Annotated in this window: 23 protein-coding genes; 9 read left to right on the top strand and 14 right to left on the bottom strand. The window is 73.0% G+C overall.

All coding sequences use genetic code 11. The annotated features are described in order from the left end of the window. Positions 1 to 79: 79 nt before the first annotated feature. The 3 genes from J5X07_RS03105 to J5X07_RS03095 form a co-directional block, all read right to left on the bottom strand. The gene (locus tag J5X07_RS03105) at positions 80 to 469 is read right to left on the bottom strand and encodes a HesB/IscA family protein (RefSeq protein WP_124934775.1); all 390 of its coding nucleotides are present in this window, start codon (positions 467 to 469) and stop codon (positions 80 to 82) included. 200 nt (positions 470 to 669) lie between these two features. Next, positions 670 to 2328 (bottom strand): ABC-F family ATP-binding cassette domain-containing protein, encoded by a 1659-nt coding sequence (locus J5X07_RS03100; protein WP_208478631.1) that lies wholly within the window; start codon positions 2326 to 2328, stop codon positions 670 to 672. A 37-nt stretch (positions 2329 to 2365) separates the two neighbouring features. Beyond that, positions 2366 to 3061 (bottom strand): hypothetical protein, encoded by a 696-nt coding sequence (locus J5X07_RS03095; RefSeq protein ID WP_243896364.1) that lies wholly within the window; start codon positions 3059 to 3061, stop codon positions 2366 to 2368. Between the two features lie 379 nt (positions 3062 to 3440). Here J5X07_RS03095 and J5X07_RS03090 point away from each other — a divergent pair, with 379 nt between their 5' ends. After that, positions 3441 to 5558 carry a glucose PTS transporter subunit IIA gene (locus tag J5X07_RS03090; RefSeq protein ID WP_208478630.1) on the top strand — a complete coding sequence of 706 codons (2118 nt, stop codon included), beginning with the start codon at positions 3441 to 3443 and terminating at the stop codon, positions 5556 to 5558. Between the two features lie 95 nt (positions 5559 to 5653). Here the strand turns inward: J5X07_RS03090 and ppk2 are convergent, their stop codons facing one another. The 5 genes from ppk2 to J5X07_RS03065 form a co-directional block, all read right to left on the bottom strand. Beyond that, complete coding sequence (gene ppk2, locus J5X07_RS03085; protein ID WP_208478650.1) at positions 5654 to 6517, bottom strand: polyphosphate kinase 2; 864 nt, start codon at positions 6515 to 6517, stop codon at positions 5654 to 5656. Between the two features lie 84 nt (positions 6518 to 6601). Further along, a complete protein-coding gene (locus tag J5X07_RS03080) occupies positions 6602 to 7462 on the bottom strand; it encodes a TrmH family RNA methyltransferase (RefSeq protein ID WP_208478629.1) in 861 nt (286 codons plus the stop codon). A gap of 200 nt (positions 7463 to 7662) precedes the next feature. Further along, positions 7663 to 8916: an SPFH domain-containing protein gene (locus J5X07_RS03075; RefSeq protein WP_341769387.1), complete on the bottom strand. Its 1254-nt coding sequence runs from the start codon at positions 8914 to 8916 to the stop codon at positions 7663 to 7665. Positions 8917 to 8943: 27 nt separating this feature from the next. Next, the gene (locus J5X07_RS03070; protein ID WP_208478628.1) at positions 8944 to 9438 is read right to left on the bottom strand and encodes an NfeD family protein; all 495 of its coding nucleotides are present in this window, start codon (positions 9436 to 9438) and stop codon (positions 8944 to 8946) included. 35 nt (positions 9439 to 9473) lie between these two features. Next, a complete protein-coding gene (locus J5X07_RS03065; protein WP_208478627.1) occupies positions 9474 to 10295 on the bottom strand; it encodes an ABC transporter ATP-binding protein in 822 nt (273 codons plus the stop codon). 131 nt (positions 10296 to 10426) lie between these two features. Here J5X07_RS03065 and J5X07_RS03060 point away from each other — a divergent pair, with 131 nt between their 5' ends. After that, positions 10427 to 11128: a hypothetical protein gene (locus J5X07_RS03060; protein WP_124934717.1), complete on the top strand. Its 702-nt coding sequence runs from the start codon at positions 10427 to 10429 to the stop codon at positions 11126 to 11128. A 31-nt stretch (positions 11129 to 11159) separates the two neighbouring features. Here the strand turns inward: J5X07_RS03060 and glgA are convergent, their stop codons facing one another. Then, positions 11160 to 12389, bottom strand: coding sequence for a glycogen synthase (gene glgA, locus J5X07_RS03055; protein WP_208478626.1), 1230 nt, complete (start codon positions 12387 to 12389; stop codon positions 11160 to 11162). Positions 12390 to 12693: 304 nt separating this feature from the next. Between glgA and J5X07_RS03050 the strand changes: the two genes are divergently transcribed. Beyond that, complete coding sequence (locus tag J5X07_RS03050; protein WP_124934715.1) at positions 12694 to 13938, top strand: glucose-1-phosphate adenylyltransferase; 1245 nt, start codon at positions 12694 to 12696, stop codon at positions 13936 to 13938. Between the two features lie 84 nt (positions 13939 to 14022). After that, positions 14023 to 14727: a phosphoserine phosphatase SerB gene (gene serB, locus J5X07_RS03045; RefSeq protein WP_208478625.1), complete on the top strand. Its 705-nt coding sequence runs from the start codon at positions 14023 to 14025 to the stop codon at positions 14725 to 14727. A gap of 61 nt (positions 14728 to 14788) precedes the next feature. Here serB and J5X07_RS03040 read toward each other — a convergent pair whose 3' ends face one another. The 3 genes from J5X07_RS03040 to J5X07_RS03030 form a co-directional block, all read right to left on the bottom strand. Continuing rightward, positions 14789 to 15286 (bottom strand): SixA phosphatase family protein, encoded by a 498-nt coding sequence (locus J5X07_RS03040; RefSeq protein WP_124934726.1) that lies wholly within the window; start codon positions 15284 to 15286, stop codon positions 14789 to 14791. A 73-nt stretch (positions 15287 to 15359) separates the two neighbouring features. Next, complete coding sequence (locus tag J5X07_RS03035; RefSeq protein WP_243896363.1) at positions 15360 to 16202, bottom strand: SDR family oxidoreductase; 843 nt, start codon at positions 16200 to 16202, stop codon at positions 15360 to 15362. Next, positions 16199 to 16924 carry an SDR family oxidoreductase gene (locus J5X07_RS03030; protein WP_208478624.1) on the bottom strand — a complete coding sequence of 242 codons (726 nt, stop codon included), beginning with the start codon at positions 16922 to 16924 and terminating at the stop codon, positions 16199 to 16201. Before J5X07_RS03030 ends, J5X07_RS03035 begins: the two co-directional genes overlap by 4 nt. A gap of 108 nt (positions 16925 to 17032) precedes the next feature. On the opposite strand from J5X07_RS03030, the gene dusB reads away from it, so the two are divergent. After that, complete coding sequence (dusB, locus tag J5X07_RS03025) at positions 17033 to 18334, top strand: tRNA dihydrouridine synthase DusB (RefSeq protein ID WP_341769386.1); 1302 nt, start codon at positions 17033 to 17035, stop codon at positions 18332 to 18334. Positions 18335 to 18377: 43 nt separating this feature from the next. Here the strand turns inward: dusB and J5X07_RS03020 are convergent, their stop codons facing one another. After that, positions 18378 to 19745: a YibE/F family protein gene (locus J5X07_RS03020; protein WP_424924078.1), complete on the bottom strand. Its 1368-nt coding sequence runs from the start codon at positions 19743 to 19745 to the stop codon at positions 18378 to 18380. 131 nt (positions 19746 to 19876) lie between these two features. Next, a complete protein-coding gene (locus tag J5X07_RS03015; RefSeq protein ID WP_124934711.1) occupies positions 19877 to 21268 on the bottom strand; it encodes a glycine--tRNA ligase in 1392 nt (463 codons plus the stop codon). 197 nt (positions 21269 to 21465) lie between these two features. Between J5X07_RS03015 and J5X07_RS03010 the strand changes: the two genes are divergently transcribed. From J5X07_RS03010 to J5X07_RS02995, 4 genes are read left to right on the top strand one after another with little or no spacing between them, the layout of a single operon-like run. Continuing rightward, positions 21466 to 22539 carry a metal ABC transporter substrate-binding protein gene (locus J5X07_RS03010; RefSeq protein WP_424924077.1) on the top strand — a complete coding sequence of 358 codons (1074 nt, stop codon included), beginning with the start codon at positions 21466 to 21468 and terminating at the stop codon, positions 22537 to 22539. Beyond that, complete coding sequence (locus J5X07_RS03005; RefSeq protein ID WP_243896361.1) at positions 22536 to 23447, top strand: metal ABC transporter ATP-binding protein; 912 nt, start codon at positions 22536 to 22538, stop codon at positions 23445 to 23447. The genes J5X07_RS03010 and J5X07_RS03005 overlap by 4 nt, the downstream gene beginning before the upstream one ends. Continuing rightward, positions 23447 to 24337, top strand: coding sequence for a metal ABC transporter permease (locus tag J5X07_RS03000; RefSeq protein ID WP_179899473.1), 891 nt, complete (start codon positions 23447 to 23449; stop codon positions 24335 to 24337). Before J5X07_RS03005 ends, J5X07_RS03000 begins: the two co-directional genes overlap by 1 nt. Then, on the top strand, positions 24334 to 24762 hold the full coding sequence (locus J5X07_RS02995) for a Fur family transcriptional regulator (RefSeq protein ID WP_208478622.1): 429 nt from the start codon (positions 24334 to 24336) through the stop codon (positions 24760 to 24762). The genes J5X07_RS03000 and J5X07_RS02995 overlap by 4 nt, the downstream gene beginning before the upstream one ends. Positions 24763 to 24781: the final 19 nt, after the last annotated feature.

Raw genomic sequence — 24781 nt, 5'->3', positions numbered from 1 at the left:
ATGCGTGTCGCCGGGGGCCCGGATGGCGGAGCCGGCCGGGGCCCGTGGATGGCCCGCACCCCGGTGCGAGGGCGGGAGCTCAGTTGAAGGACTCCCCGCAGGCGCAGGTCCCCGCGGCATTGGGGTTGTCGATGGTGAAGCCCTGCTTCTCGATGGTGTCGGCGAAGTCGATGGTGGCGCCTGAGAGGTAGGGCACGCTCATGCGGTCCACGACCACCTCCACGGACTCCAGCTCGGCCCCACCGGTGGGGAAGGCGCGCAGGGCGTCGCCGTCGAGCAGGCGCTCGTCGAAGTAGAGCTGGTAGACCAGGCCGGAGCAGCCCCCGGGCTGCACGGCCACGCGCAGGCGCAGGTCGTCGCGGCCCTCCTGGATGAGCAGGCTCGCCACCTTGGCGGCGGCGGTCTCGGTCAGGATGACCTCGTGCTCGGGGGCCTCGGTGAGGGTGTCGGTCGGGGCGCTCTGTGCCATGTCTCTTGTTTCTCCTGTGAGGCGGTGCTCGGGTGCCACGGGGGCACTGCGCAATCGGGAGGGGGCGGGCCCTCCGTCGGGGCGAACGCCTCGGCGTCCTGCCTTGTTCCCGCACCACATTACGCTCTCGCGCACCGGCAGCCGCAGTGAGGGCCCTCACCGTGTCCCGCCGCCGTCCCCCGGCCCCCGGCACGGGCGGCTCAGGCCAGGGTCACCAGCTCCATGTACTCCTCGCCCCACAGGTCCTCATCCCCGTCAGGCAGCAGCAGGACCCGGTCGGGGGCCAGGGCCTCCACCGCCCCCTCATCGTGGGTGACCAGCACCACGGCGCCGGTGAAGGTGGCCAGGGCCCGCAGGATCTCCTGGCGGCTGGCCGGGTCCAGGTTGTTGGTGGGCTCATCCAGCAGCAGCACATTGGCCGAGGAGACCACGAGCATCGCCAGGGCCAGCCGGGTCTTCTCCCCGCCGGAGAGGACCCGGGCGGGCTTGTCCGCGTCGGCGCCGGAGAAGAGGAAGGAGCCCAGGACGCTGCGCACCTGGGTGTCGTCCATGCCGGGGGCCGCGCGGCGCAGGTTGCCCACCACCGTGTCGGTGTCATCGATGGTCTCGTGCTCCTGGGCGTAGTAGCCGATCCGCAGGCCGTGGCCGGGCACGACCTCACCGGAGTCGGCCTCCTCCACCCCGCCCAGGAGCCGCAGGAGCGTGGTCTTGCCCGCGCCGTTGAGGCCCAGGACCACCACGCGCGAGCCGCGGTCGATGGCCAGGTCCACCCCGGCGAAGACCTCCAGGGAGCCGTAGGCCTTCGACAGGCCCCTGGCCCGCAGCGGCGTCCTGCCGCAGGGGGCGGGGTCGGGGAAGCGCAGGTGGGCCACCCGCTCCACCTGGGCCTCCTCCTCCAGCCCGGCCAGGAGCCGGTCGGCCCGCTTGAGCATCTGCTGGGCGGCCACGGCCTTGGTGGCCTTGGCGCGCATCTTCTCCCCCTGGGCGCGCAGGGCGGCCGCCTTCTTCTCCGCATTGGCCCGCTCGCGACGACGGCGGTGCTCGTCCTCCGCCCGCTGCTTGAGGTAGGCGTCCCAGCCCAGGTGGTAGACGTCCAGCGCGCCGCGGCCCGCATCGAGGTGCATCACCTGGTTGACCGTGTCGCGCAGCAGCTCGACGTCGTGGCTGATGACCACGAAGCCGCCGGAGTAGGTGCGCAGGTGATCGCGCAGCCACAGCACCGAGTCGTGGTCGAGGTGGTTGGTGGGCTCATCGAGCAGGAGGGTCTCGGGCTGCTGGAACAGGACGCGGGCCAGCTCGACGCGCCGCCGCTGCCCGCCCGAGAGGGTGCCGATGGGCTGGTCCAGGACCCGGTCGGGCAGGCCCAGGGCCGCGGCGATGCGGGCAGCCTCGGAGGCCGCCGCATAGCCGCCGGCCATGGTGAACTCGTGGTCCAGGCGCGTGTACCGGTCCAGGGCCTTGGCCTGGGCGTCGCCCTCAGTGGTGGCGATGCGCTCCTCGGCCTTGCGGATGCGGGCCAGGAGCTGGTCGATGCCACGGGCCGATAGGATGCGGTCACGGGCGGACTCCTCCAGGTCGCCGACCTTGGTGTCCTGGGGCAGGTAGCCCACCGAGCCGTTGCAGGTGATGGTGCCCTCGTGCTCGACGGCCTCCAGGCCGTGGCGCTCATCGGCGTCGGCCACCGGCCGGCCCGAGCCCTGGGCCACCGCGCTGGCGGCCAGCAGCTTGGTCATCGTGGTCTTGCCCGCACCATTGCGGCCCACCAGCCCGATGCGCATGCCCTTGTCGACTCTGAAGGAGGCCCCGCCGACGAGCTGGCGGGCGCCGATGCGCATGGTGAGGTCCTGGACGCTGATCACGCGCGCCATCGTACGGCTCGGCGGCCCATCGGGGACGTCAGTCCCACCACAGCCACCAGCCCTGGGCTCCCCCGGCCCACTCGGGGCGGGTGCGCAGGATCTCGTCGGGCATGGCCAGGCCGTCCAGGCGGTAGCGGGAGGAGACCTCGACCCACAGGCGGTCGCACTGGCAGTCCCCCCGGTGCTCGGGGTGGACCTCGATCCCCAGCAGGTCGGGGTCGGCCACCCACAGGGCCTCGGCGCTCAGGCGCTCATCCTCGCGCTGGGGGCCGATGCCGTACCCCGACACGCGCACCTGGCCATCGGCCCGCGCGCAGGCGGTGAGCATCGCGCGGAGGGTGGGGGCCAGGTTCTGCCGGTCGGCCAGGGCCGCCTCGGGCAGGATCTCCAGCAGGCGGCGGCAGGTCGCGGCATCCAGCCCCTGGTAGGGCACGTAGTCGCTCACGGGCCTGGCTCGGCCGTCGATCAGGGAGGGCCCGCACCAGCCGGCGGGGGCCAGGCCCGCACTGCGCCGGGGGTCGGGCCACTGGGCGAGCAGGGGCCACATCCCCACCCGCACGCTCCATCCGGCAGGGCCGTAGAGCCCCTCCTCGCGGCGCTCCGGGAAGGGCGGCGGCTGGAGGATGGCGGGGGACGGGCCGCCGTCGGCGCCCCGGTCGCGGGCCGGGGGGCCCGCCGGGGCGGCCGGCGAGGCGGCGGGCGCGAGATCCGGGTTCGTGGTCGTGGTGCTCATGGGCTCTTCTCCTCAGGGGCGGGATCGTTGCGCGGCTGACCGCGGCGCCCCGGTGGGGCACGGCCCCAGACTGCGGCTCCGGGAGCGCGGCGTCATCCGCGGTCCTGCGCCCCTGTGAAATGCGCGCCGCGCAGGCGCCACTTCGCCGCACTGGGGTGCACGGCCCGCCCCGTCATCCCGGGCCCGGCGGGATACGGCAGAAGCCGCACCGCATCCGTAGGAGGCCCGCGCCAACCCGTTCTATGAGATTTCGCCGCATGGCAGTAGCCTGGTCCTGAACCGTCGCCCTTGACGGCACGCGACAAGCGGTGAGCTGGTCGTCCCCTCCCGGCATCTATGACAGGTGCCCGACCGACCACGCCACCGGGAAAGGCCACACATGGCAACCACCACGTCCACCCCACAGGCGATCCTCGACGCCGTCGGTGGCGCTGGCAACATCGTCCATCTCACCCACTGCGCCACCCGCCTGCGCTTCGAGCTCCACGACGCCTCCGGCATCGACAAGGCCGCGGTCGAGGCGATCCCGGGCGTCATGGGCGCAGTCCCCCAGTCCGGGGACCGCTACCAGATCATCATCGGCGGGGCCGTGCAGGGGGTGTACAACGAGATCAGCAACCTGCCCGCCATGAAGGCCAAGGGCTCGGGCGGCTCCGACGCCGATGTCAAGGCCGCCGCGCGCGCCAAGGCCCGCGGCAAGAACGCCTACGTCGACGCCTTCTTCGAGTACCTCTCGGACTCCTTCCGCCCCCTCCTCCCGGTGCTGCTGGGCGCCTCCCTCATCATCGCCTTCGAGGCCTTCCTGGACGCCCTCGGGGTGGTCGACTTCCGCGACGACGCCGCCAAGGGCGCCTCCTGGGTCTTCGTCGACGCCATGTGGCGCTCGGTGTTCTACTTCCTGCCCGTCATGGTGGCCTACAACGCCTCCAAGAAGCTCAACATCGACCCCTGGGTGGGCACGGCCGTCATGGCCTCGCTGCTCACGCCCAACTTCATCAGCCTGGGCTCGACGTCCTACACCGAGACCACGGAGGGCTCGGGCCTCTACACGGCGGGCCGCATGTTCTCCGACCAGGTCACCTGCACCACCAACGCGACCCTGGGCACCGAGTCCTGTGTGGCCAAGATCTTCGGCCTTCCCATGCAGCTCAACGACTACGGCGGCCAGGTCTTCGTTCCCCTCATGATGGTCGCGGTGCTGGCGCTGGTCTACAAGCTGCTGACCAGGATCTTCCCGGCCAACCTGCAGATGGTCTTCGTGCCCTTCTTCGCCTTCGTCATCATGATGCCGGTGACCGCCTTCGTCCTGGGCCCGATCGGCGTGTGGGCCGGTAACGGCATCGGCGCCGGGCTGGCCTGGCTCAACGGGCACGCGCCCATCGTCTTCGCGATCCTCATCCCGCTCATCTACCCCTTCCTGGTGCCGCTGGGCCTGCACTGGCCGCTCAACGCGCTCATGCTCGTCAACATCCAGACCCTGGGCTACGACTTCATCCAGGGCCCCATGGGCGCCTGGAACTTCGCCTGCTTCGGCGCCACCGCCGGTGTGCTCGTCCTGGCCATCCGCGACAAGGACAAGGTCATGCGCCAGACCGCCTCCGGCGCCCTGGCCGCCGGCCTCATGGGCGGTATCTCCGAGCCGAGCCTCTACGGCATCCACCTGCGCTTCAAGCGCATCTACCCGCGCATGCTCGTGGGCTGTGCCGTCGGCGGCCTCATCGTGGGCCTGGGCGGTGGCCTCAAGGCCTCCACCTTCGTGTTCACCTCCCTGTTCACCATCCCGGTCTTCTCCCCGGTGGTGCTCTACATCATCGCCATCGCCGCCGCCTTCGCGACCTCGATGACCCTCATCATCATCACCGACTACCGCACCAAGGAGGAGCGCGCCGAGGCCCTGGCCGCCGCCGGTGGCGCAGCCGGTGCCGTGGCCGCTGAGGCCACCGCCCCCGCCGCCGAGGCCGCCAATGAGGCGGCCGCTGAGGCCGACTCCGCCGCGGCCGAGGCCCCCAAGGCGGCCCTCGTGCCCGGTACCGTCACCGAGCTCGTCGCCCCGCTGGCCGGCACGGTCCTGCCCCTCGACGAGGTGGCCGACCCGGTCTTCTCCTCGGGCGCCGTCGGCCAGGGAGTCGGCGTCAACCCCGAGGGCGACATCGTGGTGACCGCCCCGGCGGACGGCAAGGTGCTCGTGGCCCCCGCCTCCGGGCACGCCTACGGCATCACCCTGGACAACGGCGTGGAGATCCTCATCCACGTCGGCCTGGACACCGTCAACCTGGAGGGCAAGGGCTTCGACGTCAAGGTCTCCCAGGGCGATCGGGTCACGGCGGGCCAGGAGCTCGTGCGTGTGGACCGCAAGGTCATCGAGGGGGCCGGCTACCCGCTGACCACCCCGGTGCTGGTGACCAACACCGCCTCCTTCGCCTCCGTGGAGGTCATTCCCAGCGGTGAGGTCGCCTCCGGCGCCCCGCTGCTGAGGATCACCGCCAAGGACGAGTGAGCCCACCCGGCGGGCCCCATGCGGGCCATCCCGCCTGATCCGTCCGCCTGAGCAGGGGCGGGGCGCAAGGAGCGCCCCGCCCCTGCTCCATCTGCTCAGTGCGCCCCCGCGCCCTCATCCCCGCGGCCGTGAAGGCCCTCATCCTCCACGTCCACGTAGGCGCCCCGCGCATCGGCCGCGCTCAGCGTCCCCGCGTGATCGGGCACCTCCAGCTGGAGGGAGCGGTCCATGCGCTGGTAGCCGTTCGACGACGGGCGGGCGGGGAGGACCATCTCGGGCCGCTCCACCCTGCGGTAGGGGATGGAGCCCAGCAGGTGGTGGATCATGTTGATCCGGGCCTTGCGCTTGTCCTCGGCCTCCACCACGTGCCAGCGGGCGGCGTCGATATCGGTGTGGACGAGCATCTCGTCCTTGGCCCGCGAGTAGTCCTCCCACCGGGTGATCGACTCCAGGTCCATGGGCGAGAGCTTCCAGCGCCGCATCGGGTCGGTCATGCGGGACTCGAATCGCCTGTACTGCTCCTTGCGGGACACCGAGAACCAGTACTTGCGCAGCAGGATGCCGTCATCGACGAGCATGCGCTCGAAGACCGGGCACTGCTGGAGGAAGCGCCGGTGCTCCGCCGGGGTGCAGTAGCCCATGACATGCTCGATCCCCGCCCGGTTGTACCAGGAGCGGTCGAGCAGGCAGATCTCACCAGCGCTGGGCAGGTGGGCGATGTAGCGCTGGAAGTACCACTGGCCGCGCTCCCGCTCCGTGGGGGCGGGCAGGGCCACCACGCGCGCGACGCGCGGGTTGAGGTACTCGGTGATGCGCTTGATCGCCCCGCCCTTGCCCGCGGCGTCGCGGCCCTCGAAGATCACGACGATCCTGGCCCCGGTGGCCCTCACCCACTCCTGCATCTCCACCAGCTCCGCCTGGAGCCGCAGCAGCTCGGACTCGTACAGGGCCCGGTCCATCCTCGGGTGCTTCTTGGCCATGCCCGAGTCTCCCACGCACCGCGCCCCGCAGCATCCCGGGGGGCCCGCCCCGGGCGCCGCCGCTCAGGGCCCGACCCGCAGCGCCCAGAAGGCGACGGCGGCCGCAGCGGCCACGTTGAGGGAGTCCACCTCCCCGGCCATGGGGATGCGCACCACCGTATCGGCCCCCGCCACAGTCCGCCGCCCCAGCCCGTCCCCCTCCGTGCCCAGCACGAGGGCCACCCGCGAATCGGGAGCCGTGCAGGCCGGCGAGGCGGCGAAGTCCTCGAGGGTGACCGCCTCGGGGCTCAGCGCCAGGGCCGCCACCGTCAGGCCCGCCGCATGCAGCTCGCCCATGGCCGGCCACGGGTCGATCCGGGTCCAGGGCACCTGGAAGACCGTGCCCATGGACACCCTCACACTGCGCCGGTAGAGGGGGTCGGCGCAGCGGGGGGTCACCAGCACGGCGTCCATGCCCAGGGCGGCGGCGCTGCGGAAGGCCGCCCCCACATTGGTGTGGTCCACCAGGTCCTCCAGGACCGCCACTCGCCGGGCCCCCGCGCCCCCGCGCGCCGAGGCCAGCAGCTCCCCCACGCCCGCCAGCTCGGGGCGGTTCATGGCGGCCAGCGCCCCGCGGTGCAGGTGGAAGCCGGTGATCGACTCCAGCACCTCCTCGGGCGCCAGGAGCACCGGCACCGCCCCGCCGTCGGCCCGGCCCCCGCAGCCGGCGGCAGCGGCGATCACCGGGGCCATCTCCTCGTAGTGGCGCGGGGCCATGAGGAAGGAGCGGGGCTCGTGCCCCGCGGCCACCGCCCGGGTGATGACCTTGGTGGACTCGGCCATGTACAGGCCCCGCTCGGTCTCCAGGCGGCGGCGCAGGGCGACGTCGGTCAGGCCGGTGTAGTCGGCCAGGCGCTCATCGGGGCCGCTGAGCTCGATCAGCATGCCCCCGCCCCCTCATCGCCCGGGACCGCCGGCGCGGCCGGCGCGGCCGGGGCGCCGGGCCCGGGGGCCGGGATCGGTGGGATGCGGGCGGTCGCGGGGCGCGCAACGGCGGGAGGGCGGGGCACCCGGTCAACGGTACTGCCTCTGCCTCCCGCCGTGCTGCGCGGGCCCGGGGCGGGTCCCACCCGCCCGTCACGGACTCACTGGTGGGGGTACCCCCGGCCATCGCCGTGGGGCTCGCCGCTGATGCCGTAGCCCGAGCCCGGCGCGGCCGGGCCGGTCGGGGCGCTCCCGGGGGCCGGCGGCACCGACGGCGGAGCCGGCGAGGCGGGCCGGGACGGTGCGGTTGGCGCGGCCTGCGGCCTCCTGGGCGCCCCGGGAACCTCCTCGCTCGCCTCCTGGGAGGCCGACTCCGCCTCGCCCCGGGCCTGGGCCAGGGCCTCCTCCGGGGTCTGGAGGTTGGTGGCCGCCAGATCCGAGGCGATCCCCAGGTCCACCGAGGTCCCCGACAGGTCCACGCCCACCGGGTCGCCGTCCCCGGGCCCCGAGGGGTCCTGGGGCGCCGGCCCGCCGGACCTGCCGCCCAGGGCCCCGGAGATGCCGTCCAGGGCGGCGGTGAACTCCGTGGGCACGATCCACATCTTGGACGACGAGCCATTGGCGATCTTGGGCAGGGTCTGCAGGTACTGGTAGGCCAGCAGCTTGGGATCGGCATTGCCGCGGTGGATGGCGTCGAAGACCTGGAGGATGGCGCGCGACTCGCCCTGGGCCTTGAGGATCGCCGACTGGGCCTGGCCCTCGGCGCGCAGGATCGCCGACTGCTTGTCGCCCTCGGCGGTGAGGATCTGGGACTGCTTGACGCCCTCGGCGGTGAGGATCGCGGCGCGGCGGTCGCGCTCGGCGCGCATCTGCTGCTCCATGGCGCCCTGGATGGAGGCCGGCGGGTCGATGGACTTCAGCTCGACATTGCTCACGCGGATGCCCCAGCGGCCAGTGGCCTGGTCCAGCACTCCGCGCAGCTGGCCGTTGATCTGGTCGCGGCTGGTCAGGGTCTGCTCCAGGTCCATGGAGCCGATGACATTACGCAGGGTGGTGACGGTCAGCTGCTCGATGGCCTGGAGGTAGTTGGCGATCTCGTAGGTCGCCCGCTTGGGGTCGGTGACCTGGTAGTAGATGACCGAGTCGATGCTCACCACGAGGTTGTCGGAGGTGATGACCGGCTGGGGCGGGAAGGACACGACCTGCTCACGCAGGTCCACCGTGTTGCGGACCCGGTCGATGAAGGGGACCAGGAAGTGCAGGCCGGCCCCGTACTCGGCCTGGAACTTGCCCAGGCGCTCGACGATAATGGCGTAGCTCTGCGGCACGATCCGCACCGCGCGGAAGATCGCGATGATGACGAACAGTGCGAGGAGCAGAAGGATGAGAAGGGGAACGATGGTGATGCCGTCCACGGTGAAGGGCCTCCTGGGGCTCGGGTCTCAGTAGTTGCTCTCAGTGGTGATCGGTGATCCGGATCCGCTGGTCGCGGGGGTGGCACCGGTGGCGGGGGCGACGACGGCGATGGCGCCGTCGATATCGACCACGCTGACCTGGGCCCCCGCGGAGAGCGGCTCGCCGCCCCCGGCCGGCGCCAGGCGCGCGCTCCACTCCGCCCCGTCCAGGCGGATCCTGCCGCCCTGATCGTCCACCACCGTCAGGGTGATGGCCTGCCGGCCCACCAGGGCCTCGGCATTGGTGCGCATCTCCGGCGTCGTCGAGGCGAGCCGTCGCCTGGCCCAGGGGCGCACGGCGAAGAGCAGCAGTGCCGAGACCGAGGCGAAGACGACGACCTGGGCCCACGCCGGGGCGCCCAGGGCCGAGGCCCCGGCGGCGCCCAGCGCGCCGCCGGCGATCATGAGGAAGGTCAGCTCGGCGGTGAGGGTCTCGATGACGATGAGGACAAGGGCCCCTGCGAGCCATAGCAGCCAACCCATGGGCTACCTCCTGATACGGATGTGGATGAATGCGGTCAGTGGGCGGGTGCGGCCTGAGCGGTCCCGGGGCCCCCGGCGGCGCCCCGGGCCCAGTAGCGCCCGCGGTCCTGGCGGACCTCCAGGGGCAGGTCGAAGGTGGCCGACATGATCTCGCCGGTGATCACCCGGTCCAGGGGGCCCGCCGCCTGGACCTGGCCGTGGCGCAGCGCCAGGGCGTGGGTGAAGCCGATGGGGATCTCCTCCAGGTGATGGGTGACCAGCAGCATCGAGGGCGCCCCGGGAGAGGCGATGATCTCGCTCAGGGAGGCCAGGAGCTGCTCGCGCCCGGCCAGGTCCAGGCCGGCGGCCGGCTCATCGAGGATGAGCAGCTCGGGATCGGGCATGAGGGCCCGGGCGAGCTCGACCCGCTTGCGCTCCCCGGAGGACAGGCCGGCCCACCGGCGCTGCGCCAGGTGCCCGGCCCCCAGGGCGCCCAGCAGGCCCCGGGCCCGTTCGAGGTCGAAGTCCTCGTACTCCTCGCGCCAGCGCCCCACCTGCCCGTAGGAGGCGGACAGCACGATGCCCAGCACATCCTCGCCCTGGTCGACGCGGGCGGCCAGGGCTGCGGAGCACAGGCCGATGCGCGGGTGCAGCTCGGTGACGTCCACGCGCCCCAGGCGCTCGGCCAGGACCTCCACGGTGCCCGCGGAGGGGAAGAGCCGGGCGGCCGCCATCCTGGCGATCGTCGTCTTGCCCGCGCCATTGGGCCCCAGGATCACCCAGTGCTCACCCTCATCCACATCCCAGGAGACCTGGTCGAGGATGCGGGTCTCGCCGCGCCTGAGGGAGACGTCGTCGAATCTGAGCACGCTGGTCATGGCCCTACCCTACCGCGCGGCCGTGACCTGACTCGCATGCGTGCGCTCCGGGCGAGGAGCCGGGCCCGGAGCGCACGAGGCGGGCTGACGGCGCCCGGGCGGCACGGGGGGCTGACCGGTAAAGTACGCCCATGGATCCTCTTGAGCTCCCCCTCAGCGTCGTCCTGGCCCTGTGGGCACCGCTGCCCTCCTCCCGGGGCCCGGCACTGGTCCAGGGCCCCGACGGCGCCCACGAGGTCCGCCAGGAGTCGCAGTCCCAGGGCCCGGGGCTCCAGGAGTGGCTGGACTCGGTGCGCCCCCTGCGGCGGGTGGCCGCGGTCCTGGCCCCCTGCGCCGACGGCGTCCTGGCCCAGGGGCGGGCGGCCCAGGCCGGCCAGGCCGTGGTCCTGGAGGGCGCGGCCGGAGCCCACCTGCTGGTGCCCCAGGACACAGGGACCAATGTCATCTGGCACCTCGAGCCCCTGGCCCGTCCCGTGCCCTCCTTCGACGCGGGCCAGGCCCGCAGGGAGGTCCACGCCGCCACCGAGGAGGCCATCGACTCCCTCATCGATCTGGACCTGGCCCGCGAGCGCCCCGATCTGGCCGACACCCTCAACGACCTGGTCACCGCCGTGCTCGACCCCCGCCTGGTGCCGCCCTCCCTGGAGCCGCGCCGCATCCAGCTGCTGGAGCGCTCCCTGCGCCTGGCCGGGATCTGCCGGCTGGCCCTGTCCGATGACGGCGCCGCTGCCACCGCAGTGCAGGCGCAGCACCGCGCCGAGGTGCTGCGCCCGCTGCTGGGGGTGGCCCTGCGGGGGGCCGGGGCGGCCACCGACTGGTGGAGCCTGGCCTGAGCCCGCTGGGGTCCCGGACCGACCGGAGCGCTCAGCCCTGGGCCAGGACCCAGTCGTAGACCTCCATCGTCCGCTTGGCGATGGCCTCCCAGGCGAAGTGGTCCTCGACCCGCTTGCGCGCGGCGGCGCCCATGGCGGCCAGGCGCCCGGGGTCGGTGACCAGGGCGGTCAGGCGCTCGGCCAGGTCGGCCTCGAAGCGGGCCGGGTCGATGGGGGCGCCGGTGCCGTCCTGGACCTGCTCGATGGGCACGAGCAGGCCGGTCTCGCCATCGACGATGACGTCGGGGATGCCCCCGGTGGCCGAGCCGACCACGGGCAGGCCCACGGCCATGGCCTCCAGGTTGACGATCCCCAGGGGCTCGTAGACCGAGGGGCACACGAAGACGTCGGAGGCGGCCAGGACCGCGATGAGCTGGGGGCGCGGCAGCATCTCCTCGATCCAGACCACGCCGGTGCGCTTCTCGCGCAGCCCGGCCACCAGGCCCTCGACCTCCGCCTTGATCTCGGGGGTGTCGGGGGCGCCCGCGCACAGGACGAGCTGGACGTCGTCGGGCAGCATCTCGCAGGCGCGCAGGAGGTGGGGCAGCCCCTTCTGGCGGGTGATGCGGCCCACGAAGACGACGGTGGGGCGGTCGGGGTCGATGCCCAGGCGCGCCAGGGTGGCGGCGGCCTCGGCGTCGGCCTGCTCCCCCTCGGGGCGCTGCCAGGCCTCCAGGTCGATGCCGTTGTGCACCACCTTGACCCGCTCGGGGTCCACCGCGGGGTAGGAGCGCAGGATGTCGGCGCGCATGCCGTGGGACACGGCGATGATGCCCGAGGCCCCCTCGTAGGCGGTCCTCTCGGCCCAGGAGGACAGGGCGTAGCCGCCCCCGAGCTGCTCGGCCTTCCAGGGCCGCAGCGGCTCCAGGGAGTGGGCCGAGATGACGTGGGGCACGTCGTGGAGCAGGCCCGCCAGGTGGCCGGCGAGGTTGGCGTACCAGGTGTGGGAGTGGACCAGGTCGGTCCCGGCGGCGCCCTGGGCCATCTCCAGGTCGACCCCGAAGGTGCGCAGGGCGGCGTTGGCCCCCTCGAGCTCGGCGATCTCGGGGTAGCCGATGACGCCGTCGTCGGCCCCCTGGGTGCCCGGCTCGCGGGGGCCTCCGAAGGCGTGGACGCGGACATCGGCCAAGGGCCGCAGCACCTTGGCCAGCTCGTCGACGTGGACTCCGGCGCCTCCGTAGATGAAGGGCGGGTACTCCTTGGTCAGCAGGTCGACCCTCATGGGCGTGCCTCTCCTTAGGGGCTGGTATGCGCACCGGCGGTGGTGCCTGGGCGGCGGCCCGAGGTGTGCCGGGCCGCACATCCGACGGTAGCCGCACCGCGCCCGCCGCGGAAGCGTTCGGCGCGCCGATCTGGCCCCCGCGGCGCGACCGGGGCCCACCGGCGGCGGTATCGGGGCAGATCTAGGACGTAGGCCAGGGGTGGAGGCCGCCCCGGGCCCGCCGGCCGCCCGGGGCGGGATGCCCTGATGATTTCGTCACCCCAACCCCTCCCCAGCAAGGCTCCAGCGAAGTAGTGTGGGCCACATGGCTCAACCTCGTGTTCTCGCAATCGTCCTGGCCGGTGGCGAAGGCAAGCGCCTCATGCCGCTGACGGTGGACCGCGCCAAGCCCGCCGTTCCCTTCGGCGGCATCTACCGGCTCATCGACTTCTCCCTGTCCAACATGATCAACTCCGGCTTCCTCAAGGTCGTGGTTCTCACCCAGTACAAGTCCCACTCCCTGGACCGCCACATCTCCAAGACCTGGCGCATGTCCGACATGCTGGGCAACTACATCGCCCCGGTGCCCGCCCAGCAGCGCATGGGCAAGCACTGGTTCCTGGGATCGGCCGATGCCATCTTCCAGTCCCTCAACCTGCTCGACGACGAGCGGCCGGACTACGTGGTCATCACCGGTGCGGACAACATCTACCGCATGGACTTCTCCCAGATGCTGGACCACCACATCGCCTCGGGCCTGCCCTGCACGGTGGCCGGCATCCGCCAGCCGCGCTCCCTGGCGGACCAGTTCGGCATCATCGAGACGGCCCCGGAGAACCGCGGCAAGATCAAGGCCTTCGTGGAGAAGCCCAAGGAGACCCCCGGCCTGCCGGACTCCCCCGATGAGGTCCTGGCCTCCATGGGCAACTACATCATGGACGCCGACGCCCTCCTGGAGGCCGTCACGGTGGACGCGGCCGATGAGGCCTCCAAGCACGACATGGGCGGCAACATCGTCCCCTGGTTCGTCAACCAGGGCGCGGCGGGGGTCTACGACTTCAAGGACAACAACGTCCCGGGCTCCTCGGAGCGCGACTGCGACTACTGGCGGGACGTGGGGACGGTGGACGCCTTCTACGAGGCGCACCAGGACCTCATCTCGGTGACCCCGGTGTTCAACCTGTACAACGACCGCTGGCCGCTGTTCGCCGGCTACCAGGCCGCCATGCCCCCGGCGAAGTTCGTCTATGGGCACCACGAGCGCCTGGGCCACGCGGTGGACTCCATCGTCTCCCCCGGCGTCATCGTCTCGGGCGGCGAGGTCATCTCCTCGGTGCTCTCACCCGGGGTGCGCGTCAACTCCTGGTCCTCGGTGCGCGAGTCCGTGCTCATGGACGGGGTCGAGGTGGGCCGCAACACCGTGGTCAATCGCGCCATCCTGGACAAGTACGTGCATGTGGAGGAGGGCGCCATGGTGGGCATCGACCCCGAGCACGACCGTGAGCGCGGCTTCACCGTCACCGAGTCGGGCATCACGGTGGTGGCCAAGGGCCAGTCGGTCACGCGCTGAGGCCCGCGTCCCAGGCCCGTGCGGGGCGCCGTCGTCGATCCCCCGATGACGGCGCCCCGCGCGCGTGGTCGCTAGCATGCGGCTATGAGCTCCTCCCCCGGCCGCGTCAGCGGCACCCGTGCCAGTGGTCCGCTGCTCCAGGAGGGCCCGGGCCTGCTGGTCATGGATGTGGACTCCACACTCATCGATCAGGAGGTCATCGAGCTCATCGCCGAGCACGCGGGGGTGCGCGAGCAGGTCGCGCGCATCACGCAGCGGGCGATGCGCGGCGAGCTGGACTTCGCCGCCTCCCTGCAGGAGCGGGTGGCGGCGCTGCGGGGCGTCCCCGTCGAGGCACTGGCGGAGGTCGGCCGGCAGGTGACCCTGACCACCGGGGCCCTGGAGCTCATCGAGCAGCTCCATGCCCGCGGCTGCCGGGTGGGGGTGGTCTCGGGCGGATTCATGGAGGTGGTCGGCCCGCTGGCCTCCCGCCTGGGCCTGGACCACGTGGCGGCCAACCGCCTGGAGGTCGAGGAGGGGGCCCTGAGCGGCCGGGTGCTGGGCCGGGTGGTGGACCGGGTGGAGAAGGAGCGGCTGCTGCGGGCCTGGGCGGCTGAGGACGGCGTGCCGATGGAGCGCACGGTGGCGGTGGGCGATGGCGCGAATGACCTGGGCATGATCGGCGCGGCGGGCCTGGGGGTGGCCTTCTGCGCCAAGCCGGTGGTGGTGGAGCGGGCGCCCGCCGCGGTGCACGTGCGCGACCTGCGCGCCGTCCTCGACCTCCTCCCCTCTTTTCGACAATTTGCATGAGATCGGCCTTTTCCAGCGCTGGAAAGGTACGATCTCATGCAAATTGTCGAAAGTGGGGCTACTAGCGGCGGCGGGCGGTGAAGATCTCGCGGATGCGGGCGCTGCGGGGCTCGAGCCGGGCCCAGGCCGTGGGCACGTCGATGATCACGGCGGTGGCCGTGGGCACGCCGAAGGAGATCTGGGCGGCGATGTCGTCGTCGGTGTCGTGGAGCATGTGCCCCAGGACGGAGACGGTGGGCTCATGGCCCACCACGATGATGGAGCGCGCGTCCCCGCCCTCCTGGGCCAGCAGATCCAGGATCCCGCCGGCCCCCATGGTGTAGATCTCCTCGTGGACGCTGGTGCGCGCCGGCTCCAGGCGGCTGCGGATGGGCCGGGCGGTGTCGCGGGCGCGGGCGGCCGGGGAGACCAGGAGCAGATCAGTGGAGGCCAGGCGGCTGCGCAGCTCGCGGGCCAGCAGGTCGGCCAGGGCGGCGCCCTTGGCGGTCAGCGGGCGCTCGATGTCGGTCAGGGCATCATGGGAGGCCTTGGAGTGGCGCACGAGGACCAGGCGCCTCATATCCATCGTCTGTGCTGTCACAGTGACACCTTACGGCACCGGGCCGTTGCGCGCGGCGGGCCGCCGCGCGGGCTCAGGGGCCGGCCAGGAAGGCCCCGCCGTCGGCGCGCAGCACCTGGCCGGTGGTGGCGGGCAACCAGTCGGAGAGCAGGGCCAGGGCGCTGCGCGCCACCGGCCCGGCGTCCCGGGCCTCCCATCCCAGGGGCGCGGCCCGCGCCCAGCGGGCGGCCATGTCGTCCAGGCCCGGGATGGCCGAGGCGGCCGGGGTGCGCAGGGGACCGCAGCTCAGCGCATTGACGCGCACGCCCTGCCCGCCCAGCTCTGCGGCCAGGTAGCGCACGCTGGACTCCAGGGCCGCCTTGAGGGGGCCCATCCAGCCGTAGCCGGGGTGGGCGCGGGTGGACTCGAAGGTCAGGGCCACCACGCTGGAACCGGGGGCCAGCAGGGGGCGCACCGCCTGGGTGAGCCCGGCCAGGGAGGCCACGGAGGCGGTGAAGGCCTCCTGGAGGCGCCGCTGCCTGAGGCGGGCCTGCTCCGGCGCCACCTCCTGCCCCTGATCGGGCAGCACGGCGCCCAGCAGTCCGCGGTCGGCGTGGGCGATGGCGTGGACCAGGCCGTCGAGCCGCTGGAGGCCGGCCGCCCTCAGGCCCGCCTCCAGCGCGGCCAGCTGCCCCGGGTCCGAGGCGTCCAGGGCCAGTGCCTCCTCCAGCCCCAGGCGGCGGGCCAGGGACCGGGTGGCGCCGATGGTGGCCGGGGCTCCGGTGAGCAGGACCCGGGCGCCCTCCTGGTGGGCCAGGGCGGCGATGGAGGTGGCGATGGAGGTGGGCCGCAGCACCCCGGTGACCAGGATGGTGCGGCCCGCCAGCAGGCCGGGGGCCGGGCTCATCGGGCTCATCGGGGTCTGCTCCGGGCTCATCGGCCCATCCCCAGCCCGCCGTCGACGCCCAGGATGGCGCCGGTGATGTAGGAGGCCCCCGGGGAGGCCAGGAAGAGGACGGGGCCCACCACCTCCTGGGGGCCGGCGAAGCGGCCCAGGGGGATCTGCCGCAGGTAGTCCTCGCACTGGGAGGGGGCCAGGGAGGCGGTCATGCCGGTCTCGACGAATCCGGGGGCGACGGCGTTGACGGTGATGCGCCGGGGGGCCAGCTCGCGGGCCAGGCTGCGCACCAGGCCCTCGACCCCGCCCTTGGAGGCCCCGTAGGCGGCGGTGCCCACTCCCCCGCGGGCGGCCAGGACGGAGGAGACCAGGACGATGGCCCCGCGGCGCCGGCGCATCATGGCGGGCAGGACCTCCTGGACGGCGTTGAAGGTGCCGGTGAGGTTGACCGCCAGGGCCTCCTGCCAGGCCCGGGGGCCGGTGCCCGCCGCCAGGGCCGGGGTGCTCAGGCCAGCGGCGGTGACGAGCACCTGGGCGGGGCCGTGGGCGGTGGCGGCGGTGCTCATCGCCGCCGCCAGCGCGGCCCGGTCGCTGACGTCGGCGCTCAGGGCCAGGACGCCGTCGGGGGCGGCGCCGCTGCGGGAGATCCCGGCCACGCGGTCGCCCTGGGCGGCCAGGGCAGCGGCGACGGCGGCCCCGATGCCGCGCGAGGCGCCGGTGACGACGACGGCGCGCGGCTCGGGGGCGGGGAGGATGCTCACGCCCCCACCCTAGAGGCACCTCCTCGGGAGGCCGTCAACGGCGGGCCGGGGACTCGGGGGCGCGGCGGCGTGCAGCGCGCCCGCGCCGGCCTGTGCCAGCATGGCCCGGTGACCACCGCTGAGACCGCCCCCGCCGAGGCTCCCCCCGCGCAGGCGCCGCATGCCGCGCCGCTGCGCATCGGCCCGATCGAGGTCGCCACCCCGGTCGAGCTCGCCCCGATGGCGGGGGTCACCAATGCCTCCTTCCGCAGGCTGTGCCGCCGCTTCGCCGAGCAGGCCCTGCCAGAGCGGCTGCGCCCCGCCCGGCCCGGGCCCCTGCCCACGCCCGACGGCGGCCTGGCCGGCCCCGCCGGGCTGTACGTCACCGAGATGGTCACCACCCGGGCGCTGGTGGAGCGCAACGAGCGGACCCTGGGCATGGTGCGCACCGATCCGGGCGAGCGGGTGCGCTCCATCCAGCTCTACGGCGTCGACCCGGCCACGGTGGGGGCGGCGGTGCGGATCCTGGTGGAGGAGGACCTGGCCGACCACATCGACCTCAACTTCGGCTGCCCGGTGCCCAAGGTCACCCGCAAGGGCGGGGGCGCGGCCCTGCCGTGGAAGCGCGACCTGCTGGCGGCCATCCTGGGCGAGGCGGTGCGCGCCTCGGAGCGGGCCGTCAGGGCGGCGCGGCGCGAGCGCGAGGTGCCGGTGACCATCAAGATGCGCCTGGGGATCGATGAGTCCCACGAGACCTTCCTGGACGCCGCCCGGGCCGCGGCCGACGCCGGGATCAGCGCCGTGGCCCTGCATGCCCGCACCGCCCGCCAGCACTACTCGGGGACGGCGCGCTGGGACCAGATCGCCCGGCTCAAGGAGGCCACCCGCCTGCCGGTGCTGGGCAACGGGGATGTGTGGAGCGGCGGGGACGCGGTGGAGATGATGCGCTCCACCGGCTGCGACGGCGTGGTGGTGGGGCGCGGCTGCCAGGGGCGGCCCTGGCTCTTCGCCGACATCGTGGCGGCCATGCACGGGCGCAGTGAGCGCACCCGGCCGGACCTGGACGCCGTCATCGCCGTCATCCGCGAGCACGGCCGGATGCTGGCCGAGGAGATGGGCGAGGACCGGGGCGTGCGCGACCTGCGCAAGCATGTGGGCTGGTACCTCAAGGGATACCCGGTGGGCGGGGCCGCCCGGGCCATGCTCATGCAGGTGCGGGATCTGGACTCCCTGGAGGAGGGCCTGGCCCGGATGCGCTCCCAGCTGCCCGAGCAGGTGCCCTTCCCGGGCGCGGCCGCCGAGGGCCCCAGGGGCCGGGCGGGCAGTCCCCGCGCGCCACACCTGCCCGAGGGCTGGCTGGACTCACCCTACCTGGACCACTCGGATCGGGAGATGCTGGCCGACGCCGAGCACGACGTCTCCGGCGGCTGAGCGGCGCGGGCCGCGCGGCGGCCGCTGAGCGGCGGCGGGCCGGTCAGGCCCCGGTGGCGGGTGCGGCCAGGCCCCCGGGCTCCTCGGGGTGCTCGATGCGCTCGGCCTGCTCGGCGCCCTCGTCCTCCTCCACCGGCACGGTGATGCGGCACAGGGCGGCGGCGATGGCGGTGGTGGCGGGGATGGCCAGGACCAGGCCGACGGAGGACACCAGGGTGCGCACGATCTCCTCGGCGATCTCCCCCGACAGCAGCGTGCCCACCACGGGGCGGTCGATGAGGGCGGCTGAGAGGATCAGGGGCAGGGCAGTGCCCGCGTAGGCGAAGGCCAGGGTGTAGACGGTGGAGGCGATGTGGTCCCGGCCGATGCGCATGCCCCCGGTGAACAGGCGGGCGCCCGGCATCGCGGGGTTGGCGGCGTGCAGCTCCCAGACCGCGGAGGCCTGGGTGATGGTGACGTCGTTGAGGACGCCCAGCCCGGCGATGACCATGCCGCAGGTCAGCAGGGTCTGCAGGTCGATGCCCTCGACCACCGAGGCCAGGGTCAGGGCGGACTCGTCGGTGGCGCCGGTCAGCCGGGCCGCGCCCGTGCCCCACAGGGAGAGCACCACGGTGATGACCACCCCCGCCACCGTTCCCAGCAGCGCCGTCGTGGTGCGCACGCTCACCCCGTGGGCCACGTAGACGGCGGCCAGCATCATGGCCATGGAGCCCACGAGGGTGACCGCCAGCGGGGAGGAGCCCGCCAGCAGCGCGGGGATCATGAACAGCAGGAGCACGGCGGTGGCCACCAGCAGGCCCAGGACGCTCAGGGCCCCCTTGCGCCCGGCCACGGCCACCACCAGCACCAGGTAGAGGACGCTGAGCGCGGCCACGGGCACCTGGCGCTGGTAGTCCACGAAGACGTAGGGGGTGCCCGAGGCGATGGCCTCCGGGGAGTACATGACCTGGAGGGTGTCGCCCGGCTTGGCGATGCGCAGCGACTCCGCCGGGATGTGCACGGGCATGACCAGGCCCTGGCCGGCGCCCGAGTTGATGGTGGCGCACACCGAGTCCTTGAGCAGGGCGCCGTTGGAGACCCCCTCCAGGGCCCCGGTGGCGTCCTGGCAGTCCTCGGCATTGCGGGAGGTGACGGTGGCGGTCTCCAGGGCCACGCCCTCGACGGCGAAGGGCCGCGAGCCCACCAGCGTGCTCCTGCCCGGCCACAGGACGGCCAGGCCCACGAGGGTGGCGATGACCAGGACCCCGACGATGACCGCCAGGACCGTGCGCACCACCCGGGCCTCATAGGCGTCGAGCTGGAGGGGGCCGGAATGTGAATGGGAGTGGGCGTGGATGCGGCTCCCCGTGCCGCGGGGCTGGTGGGTGGTGGGTTCCGATGCGGTCGTCTCCGGCGTCGTCTCGTGGCTCACGCGGACCATCATGCACCCCGTGGGCGCCCCGGTGGCCGCGCCGGCCCGATGACGGCGCCCCCGATGACGGCGCATCCCCGGCCGCCGGGGATGCGGCGGCCGGGGATGCGCAGCGGCGGGTCAGGCGCGGGTCAGCAGCCCACGAGGCGCTCGGCCAGGTAGCGCTCCACGCCCTCGATCGGGATGCGCTCCTGGGCCATGGTGTCGCGCTCGCGCACGGTCACCGCCCCGTCCTGGGGGGAGTCGAAGTCGTAGGTCAGGCAGAAGGGCGTGCCGACCTCGTCCTGGCGGCGGTAGCGCCGGCCCACCGCGCCGGCGTCGTCGTAGTCCACATTCCAGGAGCGGCGCAGGCGGGCGGCCAGCTCGCGGGCCGGCCCGGTCAGCTCCTCCTTGCGGCTCAGCGGCAGGACGGCGGCCTTGACCGGGGACAGGCGCGCGTCGAGCTTGAGGACGATGCGCTTGTCCACCCCGCCCTTGGTGTTGGGGGCCTCGTCCTCGTGGTAGGCCTCCACGAGGAAGGCCATGAGGGAGCGGGTCAGCCCGGCCGCCGGCTCGATGACGTAGGGGGTCCAGCGCTCGTTGCGGGTCTGGTCGAAGTAGGACAGGTCCTTGCCGGAGTGCTCGGCGTGGGTGGACAGGTCGAAGTCGGTGCGGTTGGCGATGCCCTCCAGCTCGCCCCACTCGCTGCCGGCGAAGCCGAAGCGGTACTCCAGGTCCACCGTGCGCTTGGAGTAGTGGGAGAGCTTCTCGGCGGGGTGCTCGTAGAGGCGGATGTTGTCGGGGTCGATGCCCAGGTCGACGTACCAGGCCTTGCGGTAGTCGATCCAGTACTGGTGCCACTCCTCGTCCGTGCCGGGCTCGCAGAAGAACTCCATCTCCATCTGCTCGAACTCCCGGGTGCGGAAGATGAAGTTGCCCGGGGTGATCTCGTTGCGGAAGGACTTGCCCACCTGGCCGATGCCGAAGGGCGGCTTCTTGCGGGCCGCGCCCATGACATTGGCGAAGTTGACGAAGATGCCCTGGGCGGTCTCGGGGCGCAGGTAGTGCAGGCCCTCCTCGTTGTCCACCGCGCCCAGGTAGGTCTTGAGCAGGCCGGAGAAGGCGCGCGGCTCGGTCCAGGAGCCGGGCTGGCCGGTGACGGGGTCGGGCACGTCGGCGAGCTGGACGGTGTCGGGGTCCAGGCCCTTGCGCTCGGCGTAGGCCTCGATGAGCTCATCGGCCCGGTAGCGCCTGTGGGTGTGGAGGGACTCCACCAGCGGGTCGGTGAAGGCGTTCACGTGCCCGGAGGCCACCCACACCTCGCGGGGCAGGATGACCGAGGAGTCCAGGCCCACGACGTCGTCGCGCGAGCGGACCATGTACTGCCACCACTGGCGCTTGATGTTCTCCTTGAGCTCCACGCCCAGGGGCCCGTAGTCCCAGGCGGAGCGGGTGCCTCCGTAGATCTCCCCGCAGGGGAAGACGAAACCGCGGCGCTTGGCCAGGTTGATGACGGCGTCGAGGCGTGAGGGGGTCTGTGCCACCGGTTCTCTCCTTGGGAGTCGTCGCGATCCCACCTGGTTGGCGGGAACGAGTGGGGCCAGTGTAGGCGGCCCGTGCCCGGGGGCCGCCATGGGCCGGGCGGGCCCGGATGCGAGGCGCCTCACGGCACACTGCGAGGAGCATGGGGAAGGGGGCGGGGGCGCGGCGCGGTTTGACCCGGGCGCCCATTGTGATGAGAATGATTCGCATGAATGATTCCACGAGCACCTACGCAGTGCGCCCATGGCGCCGCGCGGCCGCGGCGGGGGCCGCCCTCATCCTGGCGGCGGGCCTGACCGCCTGCTCCGCGCTGAGCGGGGAGGACGAGGGCTCCGGCGGCGGCCGGCTGGCCGTGTCAGCCTCCTTCTACCCCATCGGCTACCTGGTCGAGACCATCGGCGGGGAGCACGTCACCGTGACCTCGGTGACGCCCACGAATGCCGAGCCCCACGACTTCGAGCTCTCCCCCAAGGATGTCACCGCCCTGGGCGAGGCCGACATCATCGCCTATGTCCCGGGATTCCAGCCCTCGCTCGACGACGCCGTCGCCCAGGTCTCCGGGCCCGCGGTCCTGGACCTGAGCACCCAGGCCGACCTGGTCCACCATGAGGGGGTCGAGCACGATCATGACCACGGGCACAGCCACGACCACGGCGATGACCACGGCCACGACCACGGCGATGATCACGGCCACGACCACGGCACGGAGGAGGCTCACGACCATGACCACGGCCATGACCATGACCACGGCCACTCCGATGACCTCGACCCGCACTTCTGGCTCGACCCCCAGCGCATGAGCGCGGCGGCCGCAGCCGTGGAGGAGTCCCTCTCGGCCGCCGACCCCGACCACGCCGCGGACTACCAGAAGAACCTCGAGGCCCTCACCGCCGAGCTGGACTCCCTGGACACCAGCTACCAGGAGGGCCTGGCCACCTGCGAGCGCACCACCTTCGTCACCTCCCACTCGGCCTTCGGCTACCTGGCCGAGCGCTACGGGCTGACCCAGGCCTCGGTCTCTGGCATCGACCCCGAGTCCGAGCCCAGCCCCGCCCAGATCGCCGCGATCAAGAAGGTCGTGCAGGACACCGGGACCACGACGATCTACACCGAGGAGCTGGTCTCCACCAAGACCGCCGACGCCCTGGCCAGCGAGACCGGCACCACCACCGCCGTCCTGAGCCCCATGGAGTCCGCCCCCGACAAGGGCGGCTACGTCGATGGGATGAAGGCCAACCTGGAGGCCCTGCGCACCGGGCTGTCCTGCACATGAGCCGTTCCGACATGCGCCATCCCGTTCGCAGCGCGACGCCGCCCGAGACCTCCCGGGCGGCGTCGCCGCCGTCATCGGCGCTGGTGGAGGCCGAGGATGCCAGCGTGGTCCTGGGCTCCTGCCTCATCCTGGACGGGGTGAGCCTGCGGGTGGGCCGGGGCGAGTCGGTGGCCCTCCTGGGGGCCAACGGCTCGGGCAAGTCCACCCTGGTCAAGACCATCCTGGGCCTGGTGCCCACGGTCGCGGGCTCGGTGCGCCTCCTGGGCAGGGCGGTGCACCGCCGCCGCGGCGTGGACTGGGACCGGGTGGGCTACGTGCCCCAGCGGGTCACGGCCGCCTCCGGGGTCCCGGCCACCGCCCTGGAGGTGGTGCGCTCAGGACTGCTGGGGCCCCGGCGCCCCTGGGGCGACCGGGGCCCCCGGGCCGGCAGGCTGGCGATGGAGGCGCTGGACGCCGTCGGCCTGGCCGACCGGGCCCGTGACCACGTCCAGGTCCTCTCCGGCGGGCAGGCCCAGCGCGTGCTCATCGCCCGGGCCCTGGTGCGCCGCCCCGAGCTGCTCATCCTCGATGAGCCCCTGGCGGGCATCGACCGGGCCAGCCGCGAGTCCCTGGCCGCGATCCTCACCGAGCTGCGCGGCAGCGGGCTGACGCTCATCACGGTCCTGCACGAGATGGGCGAGCTGGCCGACGTCGTCGAGCGCGCGGTGGTGCTCCAGGACGGCCGGGTCATCAGCGACGGCCGGGCCGCCGAGCTGCGTCCCGAGGGCCACGACCACTCCCGCCACGACGAGATCGGCCACGACACCACCCAGGACTGCGAGCACGAGCACCCCCACGGCGAGCAGGCCCCGCCAGTCCACCACGCGCCGGTGCTCCGCGCCCGGCCGCCCCGAGAGGAGCGCTTCTGATGCTGGCCGATCTGACCGCCATGCTCTCCAGCCCCCTGATGCAGCGGGCCTTCATCGTGGCCGTCCTGGTGGGCCTGTCGGCCCCCGTGGTGGGCACCTACCTGGTTCAGCGGGGCCTGGCCCTCCTGGGCGACGGCATCGGCCACATCGCCCTGACCGGCATCGCCCTGGGCTGGCTGGCCGGGGCCGCGGCGAACGCCACCCCGCGTGATGCCCTGGCCATCCCCGGGGCGATCCTGGCCAGCGTCCTGGGCGCGGTGGTCATCGAGGCCATCCGCGCCCGCGGCCGCACCCGGGGGGATGTGGCCCTGGCGATCCTGTTCTACGGGGGCATCGCCGGGGGCGTCATCCTCATCTCCCTGGCCGGCGGGACGACGACGAACCTCAACTCCTACCTGTTCGGCTCCATCTCCACGGTCTCGGTGACCGACACCTGGTTCACCATCGTGCTGGCGGCCGGGGTGCTGGTGGTCGGGCTGGGGCTGCGCGGCCCCCTGTTCGCCCTGTGCCACGACGAGGAGTTCGCCCGGGCCTGCGGGCTGCCCACGGGGGCGCTGAACATCCTCATCGCCGTGGTGGCGGCCCTGACGGTCTCGGTGTCCATGCGGGTGGTGGGCGCGCTCATGGTCTCGGCGGTGATGATCGTGCCGGTGGCCATCGCCCAGCTGGTGTCCCACTCCTTCACCCGCACCATGCACCTGGCCATGGGCCTGGGCGTGGTGGCCTGCGTCAGCGGCCTGACCATCACCTACTTCGTGCGCCTGTCTCCTGGCGCCATGATCGTGGTGCTGCTGGTGGGCGCCTACACCGCGGTGGCGGTCCTCACCGCCGTGGTCGGGGCGGTACGGTTGGCCAGTCGGTCACGTCGTCATCAGGAGGCCAGCCCATGAGCGAGAAGACCACCGTCCGCCCCCGGGCCACCCGCCAGCGCGCCGCGGTGGCCGACATCCTGGCGCGCACCGAGGGGTTCCGCTCCGCCCAGCAGATCCACTCCGCACTGGAGGCCGAGGGGACCCGGGTGGGACTGGCCACCGTCTACCGCAACCTGCAGTCCCTGGCCGAGGCCGGCGACGTCGACCAGCTGCGCAGCGCCGAGGGCGAGCTGCTCTACCGGGCCTGCGAGCGCTCCGAGCACCACCACCACATCGTGTGCCGCAACTGCGGCTACACGGTGGAGGTTGCCGGCGGCGAGTTGGAGTCGTGGATCGCCCGGGTCTCCCAGGCCCACGGCTTCACGGCCATGGAGCACACCGCGGAGTTCTTCGGCCTGTGCGCCTCCTGCTCAGCGCCGGCACCCGAGGGGGTCGAGGCTTGACGTGTGACCATATGGTCAC

The organism is Actinomyces bowdenii (assembly GCF_017592395.1).
GTDB classification, from domain to species: domain Bacteria; phylum Actinomycetota; class Actinomycetes; order Actinomycetales; family Actinomycetaceae; genus Actinomyces; species Actinomyces bowdenii.
Note: the sequence above shows the minus strand (reverse complement) of the source record. Positions and strands in the feature narration are given on the sequence as shown.

Bases quoted from the DNA above. Each gene is read 5' to 3' on its own strand.
- J5X07_RS03105 (WP_124934775.1), bottom strand. From the start codon at position 469: ATGGCACAGAGCGCCCCGACCGACACCCTCACCGAGGCCCCCGAGCAC.
- J5X07_RS03095 (WP_243896364.1), bottom strand. From the start codon at position 3,061: ATGAGCACCACGACCACGAACCCGGATCTCGCGCCCGCCGCCTCGCCG.
- J5X07_RS03090 (WP_208478630.1), top strand. From the start codon at position 3,441: ATGGCAACCACCACGTCCACCCCACAGGCGATCCTCGACGCCGTCGGT.
- ppk2 (WP_208478650.1), bottom strand. From the start codon at position 6,517: ATGGACCGGGCCCTGTACGAGTCCGAGCTGCTGCGGCTCCAGGCGGAG.
- J5X07_RS03080 (WP_208478629.1), bottom strand. From the start codon at position 7,462: ATGCTGATCGAGCTCAGCGGCCCCGATGAGCGCCTGGCCGACTACACC.
- J5X07_RS03070 (WP_208478628.1), bottom strand. From the start codon at position 9,438: ATGGGTTGGCTGCTATGGCTCGCAGGGGCCCTTGTCCTCATCGTCATC.
- J5X07_RS03065 (WP_208478627.1), bottom strand. From the start codon at position 10,295: ATGACCAGCGTGCTCAGATTCGACGACGTCTCCCTCAGGCGCGGCGAG.
- J5X07_RS03060 (WP_124934717.1), top strand. From the start codon at position 10,427: ATGGATCCTCTTGAGCTCCCCCTCAGCGTCGTCCTGGCCCTGTGGGCA.
- glgA (WP_208478626.1), bottom strand. From the start codon at position 12,389: ATGAGGGTCGACCTGCTGACCAAGGAGTACCCGCCCTTCATCTACGGA.
- J5X07_RS03050 (WP_124934715.1), top strand. From the start codon at position 12,694: ATGGCTCAACCTCGTGTTCTCGCAATCGTCCTGGCCGGTGGCGAAGGC.
- serB (WP_208478625.1), top strand. From the start codon at position 14,023: ATGAGCTCCTCCCCCGGCCGCGTCAGCGGCACCCGTGCCAGTGGTCCG.
- J5X07_RS03040 (WP_124934726.1), bottom strand. From the start codon at position 15,286: ATGAGGCGCCTGGTCCTCGTGCGCCACTCCAAGGCCTCCCATGATGCC.
- J5X07_RS03035 (WP_243896363.1), bottom strand. From the start codon at position 16,202: ATGAGCCCGGAGCAGACCCCGATGAGCCCGATGAGCCCGGCCCCCGGC.
- J5X07_RS03010 (WP_424924077.1), top strand. From the start codon at position 21,466: ATGATTCGCATGAATGATTCCACGAGCACCTACGCAGTGCGCCCATGG.
- J5X07_RS03005 (WP_243896361.1), top strand. From the start codon at position 22,536: ATGAGCCGTTCCGACATGCGCCATCCCGTTCGCAGCGCGACGCCGCCC.
- J5X07_RS03000 (WP_179899473.1), top strand. From the start codon at position 23,447: ATGCTGGCCGATCTGACCGCCATGCTCTCCAGCCCCCTGATGCAGCGG.
- J5X07_RS02995 (WP_208478622.1), top strand. From the start codon at position 24,334: ATGAGCGAGAAGACCACCGTCCGCCCCCGGGCCACCCGCCAGCGCGCC.